At 64.7% G+C, this 18,247-nt stretch carries 15 protein-coding genes and 1 tRNA gene; 10 read left to right on the top strand and 6 right to left on the bottom strand.

The window, feature by feature from the left end:
• The first annotated feature begins 73 nt into the window (after positions 1-73).
• The gene (locus U0O11_RS16545; protein ID WP_324690773.1) at positions 74-1,009 is read left to right on the top strand and encodes a TIGR01777 family oxidoreductase; all 936 of its coding nucleotides are present in this window, start codon (positions 74-76) and stop codon (positions 1,007-1,009) included.
• Between the two features lie 20 nt (positions 1,010-1,029).
• Here the strand turns inward: U0O11_RS16545 and U0O11_RS16540 are convergent, their stop codons facing one another.
• The 3 genes from U0O11_RS16540 to U0O11_RS16530 all read right to left on the bottom strand — a co-directional run bounded on the left by U0O11_RS16540 (position 1,030) and on the right by U0O11_RS16530 (position 5,962).
• Positions 1,030-1,791: an RluA family pseudouridine synthase gene (locus U0O11_RS16540; RefSeq protein WP_324690771.1), complete on the bottom strand. Its 762-nt coding sequence runs from the start codon at positions 1,789-1,791 to the stop codon at positions 1,030-1,032.
• Positions 1,792-2,023: 232 nt separating this feature from the next.
• Positions 2,024-4,966 (bottom strand): RNA polymerase-associated protein RapA, encoded by a 2,943-nt coding sequence (gene rapA / locus U0O11_RS16535; RefSeq protein ID WP_324690770.1) that lies wholly within the window; start codon positions 4,964-4,966, stop codon positions 2,024-2,026.
• A gap of 138 nt (positions 4,967-5,104) precedes the next feature.
• Positions 5,105-5,962: a TlpA disulfide reductase family protein gene (locus tag U0O11_RS16530; protein ID WP_324690769.1), complete on the bottom strand. Its 858-nt coding sequence runs from the start codon at positions 5,960-5,962 to the stop codon at positions 5,105-5,107.
• A gap of 198 nt (positions 5,963-6,160) precedes the next feature.
• Here U0O11_RS16530 and U0O11_RS16525 point away from each other — a divergent pair, with 198 nt between their 5' ends.
• Entirely contained in the window at positions 6,161-6,421 is a 261-nt protein-coding gene (locus U0O11_RS16525) for a hypothetical protein (protein WP_043335981.1), read from the top strand.
• 35 nt (positions 6,422-6,456) lie between these two features.
• Here the strand turns inward: U0O11_RS16525 and U0O11_RS16520 are convergent, their stop codons facing one another.
• From U0O11_RS16520 to ispB, 3 genes are all read right to left on the bottom strand, one after another.
• Complete coding sequence (locus U0O11_RS16520; RefSeq protein ID WP_054556922.1) at positions 6,457-6,687, bottom strand: hypothetical protein; 231 nt, start codon at positions 6,685-6,687, stop codon at positions 6,457-6,459.
• 136 nt (positions 6,688-6,823) lie between these two features.
• Positions 6,824-6,900, bottom strand: a tRNA-Pro gene (locus tag U0O11_RS16515).
• 242 nt (positions 6,901-7,142) lie between these two features.
• On the bottom strand, positions 7,143-8,132 hold the full coding sequence (ispB, locus tag U0O11_RS16510) for an octaprenyl diphosphate synthase (RefSeq protein WP_107335841.1): 990 nt from the start codon (positions 8,130-8,132) through the stop codon (positions 7,143-7,145).
• Positions 8,133-8,415: 283 nt separating this feature from the next.
• Here ispB and rplU point away from each other — a divergent pair, with 283 nt between their 5' ends.
• The 8 genes from rplU to ileS all read left to right on the top strand — a co-directional run bounded on the left by rplU (position 8,416) and on the right by ileS (position 18,180).
• On the top strand, positions 8,416-8,727 hold the full coding sequence (gene rplU / locus U0O11_RS16505) for a 50S ribosomal protein L21 (protein WP_043335971.1): 312 nt from the start codon (positions 8,416-8,418) through the stop codon (positions 8,725-8,727).
• A gap of 33 nt (positions 8,728-8,760) precedes the next feature.
• Positions 8,761-9,018, top strand: a complete 258-nt coding sequence (gene rpmA, locus U0O11_RS16500; RefSeq protein ID WP_043335969.1) for a 50S ribosomal protein L27 — start codon at positions 8,761-8,763, stop codon at positions 9,016-9,018.
• Positions 9,019-9,143: 125 nt separating this feature from the next.
• Positions 9,144-10,340, top strand: a complete 1,197-nt coding sequence (cgtA, locus tag U0O11_RS16495; protein ID WP_043335967.1) for an Obg family GTPase CgtA — start codon at positions 9,144-9,146, stop codon at positions 10,338-10,340.
• A 221-nt stretch (positions 10,341-10,561) separates the two neighbouring features.
• Entirely contained in the window at positions 10,562-11,725 is a 1,164-nt protein-coding gene (gene proB / locus U0O11_RS16490; RefSeq protein ID WP_425337742.1) for a glutamate 5-kinase, read from the top strand.
• A 301-nt stretch (positions 11,726-12,026) separates the two neighbouring features.
• Complete coding sequence (gene rpsT / locus U0O11_RS16485; protein WP_043335965.1) at positions 12,027-12,293, top strand: 30S ribosomal protein S20; 267 nt, start codon at positions 12,027-12,029, stop codon at positions 12,291-12,293.
• A 279-nt stretch (positions 12,294-12,572) separates the two neighbouring features.
• The gene (gene murJ / locus U0O11_RS16480) at positions 12,573-14,069 is read left to right on the top strand and encodes a murein biosynthesis integral membrane protein MurJ (RefSeq protein WP_234368289.1); all 1,497 of its coding nucleotides are present in this window, start codon (positions 12,573-12,575) and stop codon (positions 14,067-14,069) included.
• A gap of 134 nt (positions 14,070-14,203) precedes the next feature.
• Entirely contained in the window at positions 14,204-15,337 is a 1,134-nt protein-coding gene (ribF, locus tag U0O11_RS16475; RefSeq protein ID WP_324690765.1) for a bifunctional riboflavin kinase/FAD synthetase, read from the top strand.
• Between the two features lie 11 nt (positions 15,338-15,348).
• On the top strand, positions 15,349-18,180 hold the full coding sequence (ileS, locus tag U0O11_RS16470) for an isoleucine--tRNA ligase (RefSeq protein WP_279837339.1): 2,832 nt from the start codon (positions 15,349-15,351) through the stop codon (positions 18,178-18,180).
• Positions 18,181-18,247 lie beyond the last annotated feature (67 nt).

Raw genomic sequence — 18,247 nt, 5'->3', positions numbered from 1 at the left:
TAATTGTACAATATAAGTATAGATTTATGGCGGAAGTCGGCACACTCGATGCTTCATCGCCGAGGAGGGCAACATGCGAATATTGATAACAGGTGCAACGGGGTTCGTCGGCCAGGCGCTGTGTCAGTCACTAGCCGCTGCGGGTCACTCGCTGGCGGTCGTATCGCGCCGCCCGGAGCGTGCTGAGCGCCAGTTTGCCGACCTGGGGCTGACGGTGGTCGCGGCGGATTCGTCGCTGGCCTTCAAGGATTGGCAGCCTGAGGGCATCGTCAATCTGGCGGGGGAGTCGATAGCCGGGCGGCGCTGGAGCGAGGATCACAAGCGTGAGCTACGGCGTTCGCGGCTGGAGACCACCGAGCATCTGGTGATGCTGTGTCAGCAGCTGGCCGTCGAAGGCCATGCGCCGCAGGTGATGGTGTCCGGTTCGGCGATGGGCTATTACGGCGCACAGCCCAGGGCGGGCGAGCCGGGCGATGTCGAGATCGACGAGCAGGCGACGCCTCACGACGATTTCAATCATCGCCTGTGTCGCGACTGGGAAGCGGCCGCCATGCCCGTCACCGAATACGGCGTGCGACTGGCCATCATCCGCACTGGCCTGGTGATGGAGGTCGATGGCGGCACGCTGGCCAAGCTGCTGACGCCCTTCAAGCTCGGGCTCGGGGGGCGGCTGGGTGATGGGCGCCATTACATGCCGTGGATCCACCGCCACGACATGATTCGCATCATCGAGCGTCTGCTGGCGGATGACAGTCTCAGCGGTGCCTTCAATGCCAGCGCGCCACATCCGGTCACCAACATGGGCTTCACCCACGCTCTGGCTCGCGGTCTGGGGCGTCCGGCGATTCTGCCGCTGCCGGCCAAGGCGCTTGAGCTGGGGCTGGGGGAAATGAGCACCCTGCTGCTGGAAGGCGCCCGCATGGTGCCGGCGCGTCTGCTGGCTGCCGGCTTCACCTTCGACTACCCGACCCTCGACGTGGCCTTCGCCGATATCCTGTCACGCAAGTGAGTCTTGGCAGCAAGGCGATGCTAGAAGGGCAGCGGCGCTTCCAGCACCAGTGGCGGTGACTCGCTGTCGCTGGCTGGCGGAATCACCAGGCGCGCCGCATGCAGCAACAGGCGCGGGCTGGCATTGAGTGCCGCTCCGCGCGCATAGAAGCCATCACCGATGATCGGATGGCCGAGCGCCAGCATATGCAGGCGTAGCTGGTGTGAGCGCCCGGTATGCGGCGTCAGCGATACACGGCTGGCGGCGAGGGTCTGAGGCGTACCATCCGGGCGCTGGCCCTCGAGCGTCAGATGCTGCTCGACCCGATAATGCGTCAGTGCCGACTTGCCATGCGTGAAGTCGACGATCTGACGCGGGCGGCGTGGCCAGTCACAGCGCAGCGGCAGGGCGATGCTGCCCTCGGCGGGCGTGAGATGCCCTGCCACCACGGCCAGGTAGCGTTTCTCGATGGTGCGCGACTGGAAGAGCCGTGACAGCCGCCGCTGGCCCTCGACGTTGCGCGCCACCAGCAGCACCCCGGAGGTCGCCACATCCAGACGGTGCACGGCGCGGGTATCGTCGCTCAGCTGACACAGGCGCGAATGGACACTGTCGAAGCGCGAAGGGTCACGCCCCGGCACCGAGGGCAGCTCGGCCGGCTTGTCGATGGCCCACCAGTCATCGCCCGCGGCCAGCAGCGACAGTCCCACCTTTGCGACACGCTCGCCTTCCTCGGCCAGGCGCTCTCCCTGCCAGCTCTGCCCTGACGCTGCCTCGTCGCTCTCTGGGTATGATCTCGCCATGAGGGTGCTCTGTAGTAATGAAACGATAGGATGAAACGAAAAGGGTGAAGCGGAAGTGATGAAGCGCAAGTGACGGGCCGCGAGTCGCGACGCGCAGGCGATGGCATCGTCGCGGCCGCTGGTCGATCTGGCAAGTCCAGCGGGCCATTGTCGCTGGCGCACACGGCAAAACGCCCCACCTGCCGATGGCGGGTGGGGCGTTTCAGGTGCATCACTGACGCCTGCGGTCAGCTCAACGCTCGTGGGCATCCACGGTGACGATGACGCGCACGCTGTCCAGGCGCAGACGGGTAGTCTCGATGGCGCCATCCAGCGCGGCACGTTCCTGACGCAGCGCTTCGAGCTCTTCCTCGCGCACGGCCGGGTTGTGGCTGGCCAGGGCTTCCAGGCGCGCCAGTTCGGCACTGAGCTGCTCGCGCATCTGCTGCTGGGCCTGCTCGACGATGGTCGGCAGTTCGCGCTCGGCTTCCTGCTCGGCATCGCTCATCAGCTTGCGCAGCGTGGCGTGGCTCTGCTTGATCAGGTCGCGTGCGACCGCCTTCTTGACCGGCTTGAGGTTCTTGGCCAGTCCGCCGAAGGACACCTTGTCGGACAGGTTGCTGCCGGTTTCATCCAGCAGCACACGGATGGCGGTCGGCGGCAGGAAGCGGCCCAGACGCAGGCCGCGCGGCGCGGTGGACTGGGTGCGGAACACCACTTCCGTCATCAGGCGGCCACCGGGAATCGCCGGGTGCTTGAGCAGCGCCAGCGCGGTGTTGCCCATCGAGCCGTCCAGGATACGGACCAGCATCTCGCGTACCAGCGGGTGCTCCCACGACAGGTGCTGCACGTCTTCGCGTGACAGCGCGGTGGCGCGGTCACTGGTGACGCTGAAGCCTTCCTCGCCCTTCACCAGCCCAGGCAGACCGTCGAGCATGTGCGGGCCCGGTGCCAGATAGGTGATGCCGTCGCCGAGGTCCCGGCTCTCGATGCCGAAGATGTCGAAGGCGCGCTCCAGATAGCCGGGCAGCGCCTTGTCATTGTCCAGCGTCTCGATGGCGGCGATGACTTCCTCGGCGCGCTCGTGACGGCAGGCATTGAGTTCCAGCAGGCGGTTGCGGCCGGACTGACGCTCTTCCTGCAGGGCGTCGAAGCGCTCGCGGGTCTGCTCGATGATGCTGTCGATCTCTTCGCTGTCGAGCAGGGCTTCTTCCAGCTCGTCGCCGAACTGGGCGTAGAGCTCGCTGCCGATGCCGTGCGGCGCGCTGAAGGCGTCCATGCCATCACGGTACCAGCGCAGCAGCTGGGCGCCCGGCGAGCCTTCGAAGACCGGCACGTGGATCTCGATCGGGAACTGCTGACCGATGCGGTCCAGGCGCCCGATGCGCTGTTCGAGCTGGTCCGGATGCACCGGCAGGTCGAACATCACCAGGTGGTGGCAGAACTGGAAGTTGCGACCTTCCGAGCCGATTTCCGAGCACACCAGCAGCTGCACGCCTTCCTCTTCGGAGGCGAAGGCCGCGGCGGCACGGTCGCGCTCGACCAGGCTCATGCCCTCATGGAAGACCGGCGCATGCACGCCGCCCAGCACGCGCAGGCCTTCGGACAGCTCGCGCGCGGTATCGGCGGTATGACAGATCACCAGTGCCTTCTCGTTGCCGAGGTCGGTCAGGGTTTCCAGCAGCCACATGACGCGCGGGTCGATCTGCCACCAGGGCTCCGCGTTCATGCGGTCATCGGGCAGCGATCGGTACATCTCATCGAGGAATAACACCACCTCGGGGTGGTTCATGCCGGTCTCGATCAGCAGGTCATCGAGGTAGTCCTCGTCACGCTCCAGCTTGCGCACTACACGACGGTAGGAGGAGGGCAGTTCCAGCTCGTGGACGTGCAGGCGACGCTCGGGGAAGCCGGCGACATGGGTACGTGAGTTGCGGAACATCACGCGGCCGGTGCCATGGCGGTCGAGCAGCTGGTCGCGCAGCTGGCGACGCGCGCTGTCGCGCTGGGCATCGTCGGCATCACTGTCCATCAGGGTGTCGAGCAGGGCGCGGCTGTCGCTGTCATCCAGCACGCTGGCGAGGCTGTCGAGACCGGACTGATCGGCGGGCAGCGCTTCCAGGGCGTCGATGGCGCTGGCGACGGCGACATAGCCCTGTTCCTCGGCCTTGAAGCGCTCGATGTCGTGATAGCGCTCCGGGTCGAGCAGGCGCAGGCGCGCGAAGTGGCTCTCGAGCCCCATCTGCTCCGGCGTGGCGGTCAGCAGCAGCACACCGGCGGTCTGGCGAGCGAGGGATTCGACACAGGCGTAGCCCGGGCCGACCTTGTCTTCGCTCCAGTCGAGGTGGTGGGCCTCATCGACGATCAGCATGTCCCAGTCGCAGGCGGCAGCCTGGATCTGACGCGACGGGTTGGCGAACAGCCAGTCCTGGCTGGCCAGAATGATCTGGTTGCCTTCGAAGGGATTGCGCGTGCCGTAGGCCTTGCACTGCTCCTCGTCGAGCAGCGAGACATCCAGCGCGAAGCGGCGCAACATCTCGACCAGCCACTGGTGGGTCAGGCTCGCCGGTACCAGGATCAGCGCTCGGCTGGCGCGGCCGCTGAGCAGCAGGCGGTGCAGGATCAGGCCGGCTTCGATGGTCTTGCCGAGGCCGACTTCATCGGCCAGCAGTACGCGCGGCGCGTGACGGCGCGAGACTTCATCGGCGATGTAGAGCTGGTGCGGCACCAGATCGACCTTGGGGCCGGACAGGCCCAGCGCCGGGCTCTGCTCGACACGATGGAAGTGGCGCAGGGTGCGGTAGCGCAGGTCGAACCAGTCATTGCGGTCGACCTGGCCGGTCAGCAGGCGATCACGCGCCTGATTGAACTGCATCTTGTCGTTCAGGCGGGCTTCGGGAAGCTCGATGAGCTCGCCGGCATGCTCGCCGCTGCGCTCACAGATGTAGACGATCTGGCCGCGCACTTCCTTGAAGTCATCGACGATCAGCCATTCGCCATCGTCGGACTGGATGCGGTCGCCATTGCCGAAGGCCACCCGGGTAAGGGGCGCTTCGCGCAGACTGTAGGTGCGGGTTTCTTCGCTGGCGGCAAAGAGCACGGTGACGGTGCGGAAGTCGACATTGAGGATGGTGCCAAGGCCGAGATCAGCCTCGCCGTCACTGATCCAGCGCTGACCGGGAATGAAGTCGCTCATGAAGCCTCGGGGTAGGACAAAGACGGGAATCGGGAATACAGGGGCGCGGTATCTTACCGGATCAGACGCCGTGGCTTAAGCGCCTTTTCTTGTGGCGAGCGTCTTTGTCGCAGCGAGCGAGGCCAGCGGCGTGTCGCACTATGGCTGTGACGCCGGTAGCAGGGCGTCCAGCTGGGCGCGGCTCAGCTCGCCGATATGACGCTCGATCAGCTGTCCGTCGCCATCGAAGACGAGGGTCGCGGGCAGTCCCTGCGCCTCGGCCAGCGCCATCAGTTGCATGGCGGGGTCGAGCAGCGCGTACTCGAGCGTCAGCTGTTCGCTTTTCAGAAAGCGGGTAACCGCCAGTGCCTGCTCGCCCTGATTGGCGAGTACCACGGTGACGCCGGGTCTCTGATCGGCCTCTGCCAGCAGTGGCATCTCGCGCCGGCAGGGCGGGCACCAGGTGGCCCATAGATTGACGATCACGCGCTCGTCCTGGATGTCATTCAGTGCCACGGGGCGGCGATCCAGATGATTGAGGGTGATGGCAGGCATCGCCTCGATGGCGGAGTCGTTGCCCAGCGGGTCGAGTTGCTTGAGGCCGAGGAAGGCGGTCAGCCCCAGGGTCAGACTGCCCAGCGCGATGACCTGGCGAATCGCGCCATGCCGGCGCAGCAGCCACAGGCTGGCCAGGGTCGCGGCCAGCATGCCGCCGAGCAGGTGGTAGCCCGGTTGCCACAGCTTGAGGATATCCAGCGGTGCCTGCTGATAACTTGCCCAGTGCAGTGCGACATGAGTGAGGCGCGCACCGATCACCCAGCTGACCAGCATGCGATTGAACCAGCGCGAGGGGCTCAGCGGGGGAGAATCGTGAGCGGGCGCGGTCGTGCCCCTGGCGTGCATGCGTGCCAGCAGACGAATCAGCAGCGAGAACTCGATCAGCATCACCAGGGCTGCCACGAAGGCATAGAGGCGTTCGACGGAAATCAGGGCAGGGCCCAGGGCGATGGCATCCATGCGGTTATCCTTTGGCGGTGTCCGGGGAAGCGTTCAGGGCAGAAATGCCTGTCGGCCACTGTATGTGGCAAGTGCTTGGCAAACGCTCGGCAGGCGCTGCAGTCGCGAGGCTCGAGTATGCGATAATCGACGGACTTCGACATCCACGCCTCGCGCTGAGCATTGCTCTGCCGCCGAGGACGCTGCAAGGATATCCCCATGCTGTCACATCATTATGACCGTAGCCGTGCGATCGCCGTTGCCAGTCAGGCCAGCGGCCTGATCGCCATCGTCGCGCTGGAGACCTGGCTTGGCGATGCCGCCCGCCCTTGGCAGGGCCTGGTGTTCGCCCTGATGCTGGCCTTCGGTCTCGGCCTTGCCCTGCGCAGTTACTACCTCAAGCAAAAGGCCCGCCGCGACCGTGAACGTGCTGGTCGCGAGCGGGCCCGCAAGGCGAGTGACAGCTGGATGTCCGACTGACTCGCCGCTCGATATGGCTCAGTGCGCGCTATGAATCAGTAACTCTGCAGGCGGTAGCCGTCGCGCTCCATGCAGTATTTCAGCAGTGTCTGCTTCTCGTTGGCGGACTTGTCGGTCAGGCCAAGCTCGTACTGGCAGCCCGCATAGGTATTGTGGGCTTGTGTGCTGTTGGCACCGGGCTTTTCCCATTGGGCGCGCGGGCTGGCGCAGGCGGAGAGCAGTGAGGTCAGCAGCAGGGACAGCAAGGCAAGACGCAGTGTGTGCATGGGGCATCCTGAGGGATGTAGCGCGTTGGGGAGTGCGTCGCAGGCGCGAGCAAGCAGAAGGAAGCTTGTGAGGCAGGAAAAACCTTCCAGCATCAAAAAAGCCGCTGATCAGTGATCAGCGGCTTTTTCATATGTCTGGTCGGAGTAGCAGGATTCGAACCTACGACCTCTGCCTCCCGAAGGCAGCGCTCTACCAAGCTGAGCTATACTCCGATGCGTCGTGAGCTTGTCTCGACGGAGGTGAATTATACGCAGGCAGCTTTGCTTTGCAAGCCCTTGAGGTCAAAAAGTTTTATCTGAGTCTCAAGGGGCAATTCCGCTGTCGAGAAGCGCGCTTCTCTTTACCCCGTCCTGCCGGCGCTTCTCGCCACGTTGGCGGCGGTTTTCTGCTGTCATGATGGACTGACTGACCAGCTGACCGACGACCTGCCAGGCAGGCCATCGTCATGCGGGTATCAGGCCTGGCGGCCGACGCTCAACAGCGCGATGCGCTCGAGGCTGTCGCGGAATTCGCTCTCCGGCAGTGCCTTGAGCTCGTTCAGGGCGTTGTCGGCCATCTCCTGGGCGCGGCTGCGGGTATAGTCGAGGCCGCCCGTGAGGCGCACCACTTCCAGTACCTCGTCGAGCTGCTCCAGCCCACCTTTCTCGATGGCGCCGCGCACCAGACTGGCCTGCGCCGGGCTTCCGACCTGCATGGCGCGAATCAACGGCAGGGTCGGCTTGCCTTCGGCCAGGTCATCACCGACGTTCTTGCCCATGGTCTCGGCATCGCCCTGATAGTCGAGCAGATCATCGATCAGCTGGAAGGCGAGGCCCAGGTAGCGGCCATAGTTCTGCAGCGCGCTGACCTGTGCCGGGGTGACGGTGTCGTCGGTTTCCCTGGCCAGAATCGCGCCGGCATGTGCGGCCGCCTCGAACAGCATGGCGGTCTTGCCGTGGATGGTCTCGAAGTAGGCAGCTTCATCAATGTCGGCATTGCCGATATTGGTCAGCTGCAGGACTTCCCCCTCGGCGATGGTGCAGGTGGCGGCGGAGAGAATCGCCATCACGTCCATCGAGCCGACTTCGACCATCATCTGGAAGGAGCGCGAATAGAGGAAGTCACCGACCAGTACCGAAGGCGCATTGCCCCAGGTGTCATTGGCGGTGGAGCGGCCACGCCGCAGGCTGGATTCATCCACGACATCATCGTGCAGCAGGGTCGAGGTGTGCATGAATTCGATCAGCGCGGCCAGATGAACGTGTTTCTCGCCTTGATAGCCCAGCGCGCGGGCTGCCAGCAGCACCAGCACCGGGCGCAGGCGTTTGCCACCACTCTGGATGATGTACTGACCGATGGTCTGGACCAGCGGCACGCGCGACTCGAGCTGCGCGAGGATGGTGCGGTCGACGGCGGCGAAGTCATCTGCCACTGCCGCGTGAAGGGTCGATGCGTCGGCTTGCATGAGATCGTCGTGCCCGTAGCGAGAGGTGAGGCCGCCGTGGCGTGCCGTTTGGCGGTAATGCTATGGGGCACCCCTATGGCCGTCAAGGCGTGCACCCGCGCAAGGACGCTGGCTGGCGGCCGATTGGTCGCGTAAACCTTGACATTGCTTGTCGGTCGCGGCACGTGGCGCTATAATACGCGGCCGTGACTCATCCCGCTCCCTGTCAGATGGCTCCAGAAGGGGCGCCACTCGCAGCAGGCCACCCAAGAGCACACCCTTGATGAGTCCGATGGAGAGAATCATGTACGCAGTTATCAAGAGCGGTGGCAAGCAGTACCGCGTTCAGGAAGGCCAGACCCTGAAGCTCGAGAAGCTTGAAGTCGCGACTGGCGAAGCTATCCAGTTTGACGAAGTCCTGATGGTCGCTGAAGGCGACGACATCAAGGTCGGCGCTCCGCTGGTTGAAGGTGCCAAGGTTTCTGCCGAGGTCGTGTCTCACGGCCGTGGCGACAAGGTCACCATCATCAAGTTCCGTCGCCGGAAGCACTCCATGCGTCGTGCGGGCCACCGTCAGTGGTTCACCGAAGTCAAGATCACTGGTATCTCTGCTTAATTGCAGCGCTACCCACCATAGGAGAATTATCCAATGGCACATAAGAAGGCGGCGGGCTCTACCCGCAACGGTCGCGATTCTGAATCCAAGCGCCTTGGTGTGAAGCTGTTCGGTGGCCAAGCGGCTATCGCCGGCAACATCATCGTGCGTCAGCGCGGCACCCGTTTCCACGCTGGTACTGGCGTCGGCATCGGCAAGGACCACACTCTCTTCGCTCTGGCCGACGGCCACGTGAAGTTCGAGACCAAGGGTCCGAAGAACCGCAAGTTCGTCAGCATCGTTTCTGCCTGAAACGTCTGACAGCTTACGCAGACTGCTCGATGCCCCGGTGTCGCATGGCAGTCTGCAAGGAAGCCCCGCCCAGGCGGGGCTTTTTTGTCGCATGACGGCCCGGGTCGTCGTCAGGAGAGAGCAGCATGCAGTTCCTTGATGAAGCGTCGATCATTGTAGAGGCCGGACGTGGCGGCAATGGTTGCCTGAGTTTTCGCCGTGAAAAATACGTGCCGCGCGGTGGTCCCGATGGGGGCGACGGCGGGCACGGCGGCAGTGTGTACCTGATCGGGGATGACTCGCTCAATACCCTGATCGACTTCAAGTTCCAGCGCTACTATCAGGCGGAGAGCGGCGATGCCGGTCAAGGCCGCCAGATGGCAGGCAAGGCGGGCGAGGACCTGATCGTCAAGGTGCCGGTCGGCACCACCGTGATCGACGAGGAAACCCTCGAGATCATCGGTGACGTGACGGAAATCGGTCAGCTGTTGCTGGTCGCGCAGGGCGGACGTCGTGGTCTGGGTAACATCCACTTCAAGTCCTCGACCAACCGCGCGCCGCGCCAGACCTCCAAGGGAACCTGGGGCGAGCGTCGCAACCTGCGCTTCGAGATGAAGGTGATGGCAGATGTCGGTCTGCTCGGCATGCCGAATGCCGGCAAGTCGACGCTGATCCGCGCCGTCTCCGCCGCCAAGCCCAAGGTCGCCAACTACCCGTTCACCACCCTGGTGCCGAACCTCGGTGTCGTGAAGATCGGTAGCCACCAGCACTTCGTGATGGCCGATATCCCCGGTCTGATCGAAGGCGCTGCTGACGGCGCTGGCCTGGGTCTGCGCTTCCTCAAGCACCTGACGCGTACGCGCCTGTTGCTGCACGTGGTGGACATTGCGCCCTTTGACGAGAGCGACCCGGCCTATGCGGTCGAGGCGATCCTCAAGGAGCTCAAGAACTTCTCCGCGGCACTGACGGAGCTGCCGCGCTGGCTGGTGATCAACAAGATCGACCTGCTGCCCGAGGATGATCGCGACGCTATGGTCAAGGACCTCGTCGAGCGCCTGGGCTGGGAGGGCGAGCTGTTCGTCGTCTCCGCGGCCAGCGGTATCGGCACTCAGGAGCTGGTGCAGGCCGCTCACCGTTGGCTGGGCGAGCAACGCCTGCAGCTGGCGGAAGATCCGGAAGCTGCCGAGGCGCATGCCGCCTTGCTGGCGCGCATGGAGAACGAGTCGCTGGAGCGCGCTGAAGAGCGCCTGACACGTCGCAAGCGCAAGAAGGATGACGAAGAAGAGGACGATGACGACTTCAATGACGACGATTACGACGTCGAAGTCGAATACGCGCCCTGAGGTCTCAGTTCGTCCGGTGGCTGTCCTGCGCGGCAGCCACCGAGTGACGAGCGACCCGCTTCGCGATTCACGCCCCGCCCCGAACCTCATGGTCTCGCGGCGGGGCGTTTTCGTTGTCGGGGCCGGCGAGGAGTGATGACAGCGGGCTGGCGGGAGCAGACAATGGCAAGCAGGGAGGCAGAGCCTGCCGGGCGGGGGATTACATGACAGGAGAGAGCGCGGTGTCGGAGCAGAAGGTGGCGGAAGTGGCGGAACTGGGTAGTCAATCGGGGCGCGAGGCCTTGGCCAATGCACGACGCGTGGTGGTCAAGATCGGCAGTGCGCTGCTGACCGACGATGGCCGCGGGCTGGATGATGCCGGCATCGGCCGTTGGGTCGATCAGATCGCGGCGCTGCACGCGCGGGGTGTCGAGGTGATCGTGGTGTCCTCCGGGGCGATCGCGGTTGGCATGTCGCGGCTGGGCTGGTCGGCTCGCCCCAGCGGCGTGCATGAGCTGCAGGCGGCAGCGGCGGTCGGTCAGAACGGCCTGACCCAGTGCTATGAAGAGCATTTCCATCGTCATGGCCTGACCACGGCGCAGATTCTGCTGACCCACGATGACCTCTCCAACCGCAAGCGCTACCTGAATGCACGCTCGGCGCTGCGCACCCTGGTCGACCTGCGGGTGGTGCCGGTGATCAACGAGAACGACACCGTGGTCACCGACGAGATCCGCTTCGGCGACAACGACACCCTCGGCGCGCTGGTCGCCAACCTGCTCGAGGCCGATGCGCTGTTGCTGCTCACCGATCAGGAAGGCCTCTATGATGCGGACCCGCGTCATGATCCGGCGGCCAGCCTGATCGAGGAAGCCCAGGCCGATGACCCGATACTGGTCAAGGTGGCCGGCGGTGGCGGCGTGCTCGGACGTGGCGGCATGGCGACCAAGGTGCGCGCGGCGCGTCTGGCGGCGCGCAGTGGCGCATTGACCGTGATCGCCTCTGGTCGTCAGCCCGAGGTCATCACCCGGCTGGCTTCCGGTGAGCGCTTCGGCACGCTCCTCTTGCCGGAGCATGCGCCGATCGCGGCGCGCAAGCGCTGGATCGCGGGGCAGCTGCAGGTGCGCGGCACCCTGACGCTGGATGCCGGCGCCGTCAATGTGTTGACCACGCGTGGCTCCAGCCTGTTGCCGGTGGGCGTCAGGAAGATCGAAGGCGCCTTCAAGCGCGGTGATCTGGTGCAGTGCGTCGATGAATCCGGCCAGCGCATCGCCAAGGGCCTGGTGAATTATAGCGCCGAAGATGCCGGGCGGATTCTCGGCCTGCCCAGCCATCAGATCGAGGCGACGCTGGGCTATATCGAGGCGCCGGAACTGATCCACCGCGACAACCTCATCGTGCTGTAGCACCCATGAGGCCTGCTTCCTGGCTCTGTGCCTGGGTCTGTGCCTGGGGCAGGCGCAGGCAAGCTCAGACTGGCGATATGCGCTCGGGTCATGCTAGACTCTGCCGTCCTGTCGGGTGCTGGTCCGCCCCGATGGCGAAGGTTTGGCGGGGCTTCCACGTCAAGTCGCTGATTTCTCGAAAGTCTTCACTTCAGTGTCGAAAGGCGAGAGATGATCGGACTCGCTGTCGCGGTGCGACAACGTCTTCCAAATTCAAGTTCATGAGTACGCGCCTACGGGTGGACTCATAAGGAGCATCAAAGTGGCAAATTCCAAGCAAGCACGTAAGCGCGCTCGTCAGGCTGAAGTTCGTCGTCAGCACAACTCCGCACAGCGTTCCGCCGTGCGTACCAGCATCAAGAACGTGCTGAAGACCGTCAAGACTGGCGATCACGCTGCTTCCATGGCCGCTTTCAATGTCGCGCAGAAGGTCCTCGACCGTTACGCCGACAAGGACATTCTGTCCAAGAAGAAGGCCGCTCGTCTGAAGAGCCGTCTGAACACTCGCGTCAAGGCACTGGCTGTCTAAGACGTGTGAGTGTGAAAAAACCGGCTTCGGCCGGTTTTTTTGTGTCTGTCTGTCGAGTGGATGACATCGGTGTCAGGTCAGGGAAGCGAGAGGGGTGTCAGGGTGAGCAAGCCGCAGGATGAGTCGCCCGCAGGCGAGAAGGAAGTCAGGGGAGAAGACGGCAAGGCCGAGGCCGCCGCGCAGTCCGCTTCACAGGCGAGTGCCCAGGGCGAGACCCGCTCGGGCGACAGCCTGCCGGTGCGGGGTGGTCTGTTGCGCTCCGGGTTGATCGTCAGCGTGATGACGATGCTGTCGCGCGTGCTGGGCCTGGCGCGCGATGTGACCATCGCATCCCTGCTGGGCGCCGGCAGCGGGGCGGACGCCTTCTTCGTCGCCTTCAAGATCCCCAACTTCATGCGCCGCCTGTTTGCCGAGGGTGCCTTCAACCAGGCCTTCATTCCGGTGCTGTCGGAATATGCGACTCGCCGGACGCGGGAAGAGGTCCGCGAGTTGCTGGACGCCGTCAGCGGCAGTCTTGGCGTCATACTCGCGTTGATCACCGCGCTTGCGATGCTGTGTGCGCCCTGGCTGGTATGGGTCTTCGCGCCCGGGTTCGGTGACGATGCCGGCAAGCTGGCGCTGACCGGCGACATGCTGCGCCTGACCTTCCCGTATCTGCTGCTGATCTCGCTGACCGCCTTCGCAGGCAGCGTGCTCAATACCTGGAATCGCTTTGCGGTGCCGGCCATCACGCCGGTGCTGCTCAACCTGAGTCTGATCGGCGCGGCGCTGTTGCTGGCCCCGCGCTTCGAGACACCCGCCATGGCGCTGGCCTGGGGCGTGTTGATCGCAGGTGGCGTGCAGCTGCTGTTCCAGGTGCCGTTCCTGCTGCGGCTTGGCCTGATGCCCAAGCCATGGCCGAATTTTGCCCATGAAGGCGTGCGCCGCATTCTCAAGTTGATGACCCCGGCGCTGTTCGGTGTCTCGGTCTCGCAGATCAATCTGCTGCTGGATACCGTGCTGGCCTCGTTTCTGGTCACCGGCAGCGTGTCGTGGCTCTATTACTCCGACCGTCTGGTCGAGTTGCCGCTGGGCATCATCGGCATCGCCATCGGAACGGTGATCCTGCCGGCGCTCTCCAAGCGCCACGCCGAGCAATCACTGGAGCACTTCCAGAAGATGCTCGACTGGGCGCTGCGTTCGGTGCTGTTGATCGGTGTGCCGGCGGCGCTGGCGCTCGGCGTGCTGGCCGAACCCCTGCTGATCACCCTGTTCCACTACGGCGCGATGACCGACAACGATGTGGTGATGTCGGCCCAGAGTCTGCGCGCCTACAGCTTCGGTCTGCTTGCCTTCATGCTGATCAAGGTGCTGGCGCCGGGCTTCTATGCGCGTCAGGACACGAAAACGCCGGTCAAGATCGGTATCATCGCGATGGTCGCCAACATGGCCTTCAACCTGGCGCTGATCGTGCCGCTGGCGCACGCCGGGCTTGCGCTGGCCACGGCGCTGTCGGCCTTCCTCAATGCGGGTCTGCTGGCACGCGGCCTGTATCGTGACGGCGTGCTGCGCTTCCAGCCCGGCTGGGGACGCTATTCGCTGACCCTGATCGGCGGTTGTGCCCTGATGGGCGGCGGCCTGATGTGGCTGTCACCGGACTGGACCACCTGGCTTGGTTGGGGCCTGTGGGAGCGCTGTGCGATGATGGGAGCGCTGGTCGTTGGCGGTGTACTGGCCTATGCGGTGTGGTTGGGGCTGTGCGGTGTCCGCCCGCGCCATTTCCGCATGCAGAGCTGAGTCTGCTGCCCGGGTGCCATGCAGGTTGGTGCCCCCGGTTCCAGCTGTTTTCTCCCTGGCGGGGCAACGGTGGCTGTCAGCGCCGTGCCCCTTCGCTATAATCGACCACTTTCGGCGGCTTGTGTGATGCACGCATGGACTTGATCAGAGGACTCCACAATCTCGCCCGCCTGCGCAAGCAGGATGGCAGTCGCGGCTGTGTGGCCACCATCGGCAATTTCGATGGCGTGCATCTCGGCCACCAGGCGATTCTGGAGCAACTTCGCGAGCGCGCGGCGGCCTATGGTCTGCCCGCCACGGTGGTGGTGTTCGAGCCGCAGCCGCGTGAGTTCTTCGCGGGTGACAAGGCGCCGCCGCGGCTGACGCGTCTGGCGGACAAGGTGCGTCTGCTGGATAGCCATGGCGCCGAGCGCGTACTGTGTCTGCCCTTCAATGAGGCGCTGCGCTCGCTGTCGGCACGTGAGTTCATCGAGCAGGTGCTGATCGATGGGCTCGGCGTGCGTCATCTGGTGGTCGGTGACGACTTCCGCTTCGGCTGCGATCGCGCCGGAGACTTCGCGCTGCTGGAGCGCATCGGCGCCGCCGAAGGCTTCGCGGTGGAGCATACCCGCACCTTCGAGATCGCCGGTGAGCGTGTTTCCAGCACCCGCGTGCGTGAGGTGCTGGCCGCAGGCGACATGGCGCTGGCCGCCCGGCTGCTGGGGCGTGCCCACCACTGGCAGGGGCGCGTGGTCGCGGACCGCCAGCTGGGCCGCACGCTGGGCGTGCCGACCGCCAACCTGCCGCTGCCGAATGCGCCGCTGGCGGTCTCCGGCGTCTACGCGGTGATGGCGCACCTTGCCGACGGCCGCGACTGTCCGGCGGTGGCCAACATCGGCTGGCGCCCGACGGTTGGCACGCCGCGACCGGTGCTCGAGGTCCATCTGTTGGACTTCGCGGAAGACCTCTACGGCCAGCCGATGCGCGTCAGCTTCTGCGCCTTCCTGCGCGGTGAACAGCGCTTCGATGGCCTGGAAGCCCTCAAGGCCGCCATCTACGCCGACATCGCCCTGGTGAAGCGCTTCTTCGCGCTGGCCGCGGGCGAGACGCCTGCCGGTGATGAGCAGGCGTTGCTCGATTGCATGACCTCGATGGCTGACCTGCCGCTGGCCAGCCGTCCGCTGAGCGCACTGATGACGGATGCGCCGACGGCACCCTTACACGGCACTGCTGAGGTGTCTGATTCCACAGCTCGGGAAGCCCAGGCTTCCCGCCCCCACGACGGCTGACCCGAAAGGCTATGAGCGACTACAAGCACACTTTGAATCTGCCCGATACCGACTTCCCGATGCGCGGCAATCTCCCCAAGCGTGAGCCGGACCAACTGGCACGCTGGAACGAGATTGACCTCTACGCGCGTCTGCGTGAAGCAGGCAAGGGCCGTCCGAGCTTCGTGCTCCACGACGGCCCTCCCTATGCCAACGGCAATATTCACATCGGTCATGCCGTCAACAAGATTCTCAAGGACATCATCGTCAAGTCCAAGACGATGGCGGGCTTCGACGCGCCTTACGTGCCGGGGTGGGACTGTCATGGTCTGCCCATCGAGCACAAGGTCGAGACGACCCATGGCAAGCATCTCGAATCCGAGAAGGCGCGCCACCTCTGCCGTGAATACGCCGGCGTGCAGGTGGAAGGCCAGAAGCACGAGTTCATCCGTCTCGGCATCGTCGGTGACTGGGGCAACCCGTATCGCTCCATGGACTTCGCCAATGAAGCCGGCGAGATCCGTGCGCTGGCCGAGATGGTCAAGGGCGGTTATGTCTTCAAGGGCCTGAAGCCGGTCAACTGGTGCTTCGACTGCGGCTCTGCGCTGGCGGAAGCGGAAGTCGAGTACGCCGACAAGACCTCTGACGCCATCGACGTCGCCTTCGCGGCAGACGATAGCGCGGCGCTGGCCAAGGCCTTCGGCCTCGAGTCACTGAGCAAGCCGGCGGCGATCGTGATCTGGACCACCACTCCGTGGACCATTCCGGCCAACCAGGCGCTCAACGTTCACCCGGACTTCGTCTACTCGCTGGTCGACACCGGCGAGCGCCTGCTGGTGCTGGCCGAGGAACTGGTCGAGGACAGCCTGGCGCGCTTCGGCCTGAGCGGCGAGACGCTGGCGACCGTCAACGGCGCGGCGCTGGAGCTGATCAACTTCCGTCACCCGATATACGATCGTCTGTCGCCGGTCTATCTGGCCGACTACGTCGAGACTGGCGCCGGTACCGGTATCGTCCACTCTGCGCCGGCCTACGGCGAGGATGACTTCCATACCTGCCGTCGTTACGGCATGAGCTTCGACGAGATCGAAAGCCCGGTGCAGGGTAACGGCGTGTACGTGCCGGACCTGCCGGAATTCGGTGGCCAGTTCATCTGGAAGGCCAACCCGAACATCGTCGCGCGTCTGGAAGAGCTCGGTGCGCTGATGGCGCACGAGAAGATCTCTCACAGCTACATGCACTGCTGGCGCCACAAGACCCCGGTCATCTATCGCGCGACGGCCCAGTGGTTCGTCGGCATGGACATTGCCGGCACCGACGGCGTGACTCTGCGTGACAAGGCGCTGTCCGCCATCGAGGACACCGCCTTCATCCCGGCCTGGGGTCAGGCGCGCCTGAAGAGCATGATCGCCAACCGTCCGGACTGGTGCATCTCGCGTCAGCGCAACTGGGGCGTGCCGATTCCGCTGTTCCTGCATCGCGCGACGGGGGAACTGCACCCCGACAGCGTGGCGCTGATGGAAGCGGTCGCCGATCGCGTCGCCGAGCACGGCATCGATGCCTGGTGGTCACTCGACAGCCAGGAGCTGCTGGGCGATGAGGCCGAGAACTACGAGAAGGTCACCGACACGCTGGACGTGTGGTTCGACTCCGGGACGACCCACTGGCATGTGCTGCGTGGCTCGCACCCGCATGGTCATGAGGAAGGCCCGCGTGCCGACCTGTACCTGGAAGGCTCCGACCAGCACCGTGGCTGGTTCCACTCGTCACTGCTGACCGGCTGTGCCATCGACGGCCACGCGCCCTACAAGGCGCTGCTGACTCACGGCTTCACCGTGGATGCGCAGGGTCGCAAGATGTCCAAGTCCGTCGGCAACGTGGTCGCGCCGCAACAGGTGATGGACAAGCTGGGTGCCGACATCCTGCGCCTGTGGGTGTCCTCCAATGACTACTCCGGCGAGATGGCCGTCTCGGACGAGATCCTCAAGCGTACCGCCGATGCCTATCGTCGTATCCGCAACACCTCGCGCTTCCTGCTGTCCAATCTGAACGGCTTCGAGCCCGAGCGTGATGCGCTGGCCTTTGACGACATGCTGGCGCTGGACCAGTGGGTGGTCGATCGTGCCGCCCAGCTGCAGGCACGTGTCGAGCTGGCCTACGAGGAATACCGCTTCCTCGACATCTACCAGCAGGTACTGACCTTCTGCTCGCGTGAGCTGGGCGGCTTCTATCTGGATGTCATCAAGGACCGCCAGTACACCACGCAGCCGAACTCGCGTGCGCGTCGTAGCTGCCAGACGGCGCTGTATCACGTGATCGAGGCACTGGCACGCTGGATGGCGCCGATCCTCTCCTTCACCGGTGAAGAGATCTACGCCAACATCCCGGGCCCGCGCAAGGACACCATCTTCCTCGAGACGGCCTACACCGGCCTGACGACTCTGGCGGATGATGCGGCCATGGGGCGTGAGTTCTGGGAGCAGGTGCTGCACGTCAAGCAGGCGGTCAACAAGACGCTGGAAGGCGCGCGCAACGCCGGTCTGGTCAAGAACGGTCTGGCGGCGGAAGTCACTCTCTACGTCAACGACGAGCTCAACACGCTGCTGGCAAGTCTCGGCGACGAGCTGCGCTTCGTGATGCTGACCAGCGGCGTGACCCTGGCGCCTCTCGAGGCGGCCGGTGAGGCAGAAGAGACCGAAGTGTCCGGCCTCAAGGTGGCGGTCAAGGTCAGCGAGAATGCCAAGTGCGAGCGTTGCTGGCACCACCGTCCGGAAGTCGGCACCCTGCCGGAACATCCGACGCTGTGCAGCCGCTGCGTGACCAACCTGCCGGATGGCGAAGGCGAGACGCGTCACTTCGCTTGATCGCTGATGCGACCGCGGCATCGTTCAGCCTCCGCTGAGCGCTGATATCGAACGCCGGGCTCTGGCC

The organism is Cobetia sp. D5, from assembly GCF_035666195.1.
GTDB lineage: Bacteria > Pseudomonadota > Gammaproteobacteria > Pseudomonadales > Halomonadaceae > Cobetia > Cobetia amphilecti.
Note: the sequence above shows the minus strand (reverse complement) of the source record. Positions and strands in the feature narration are given on the sequence as shown.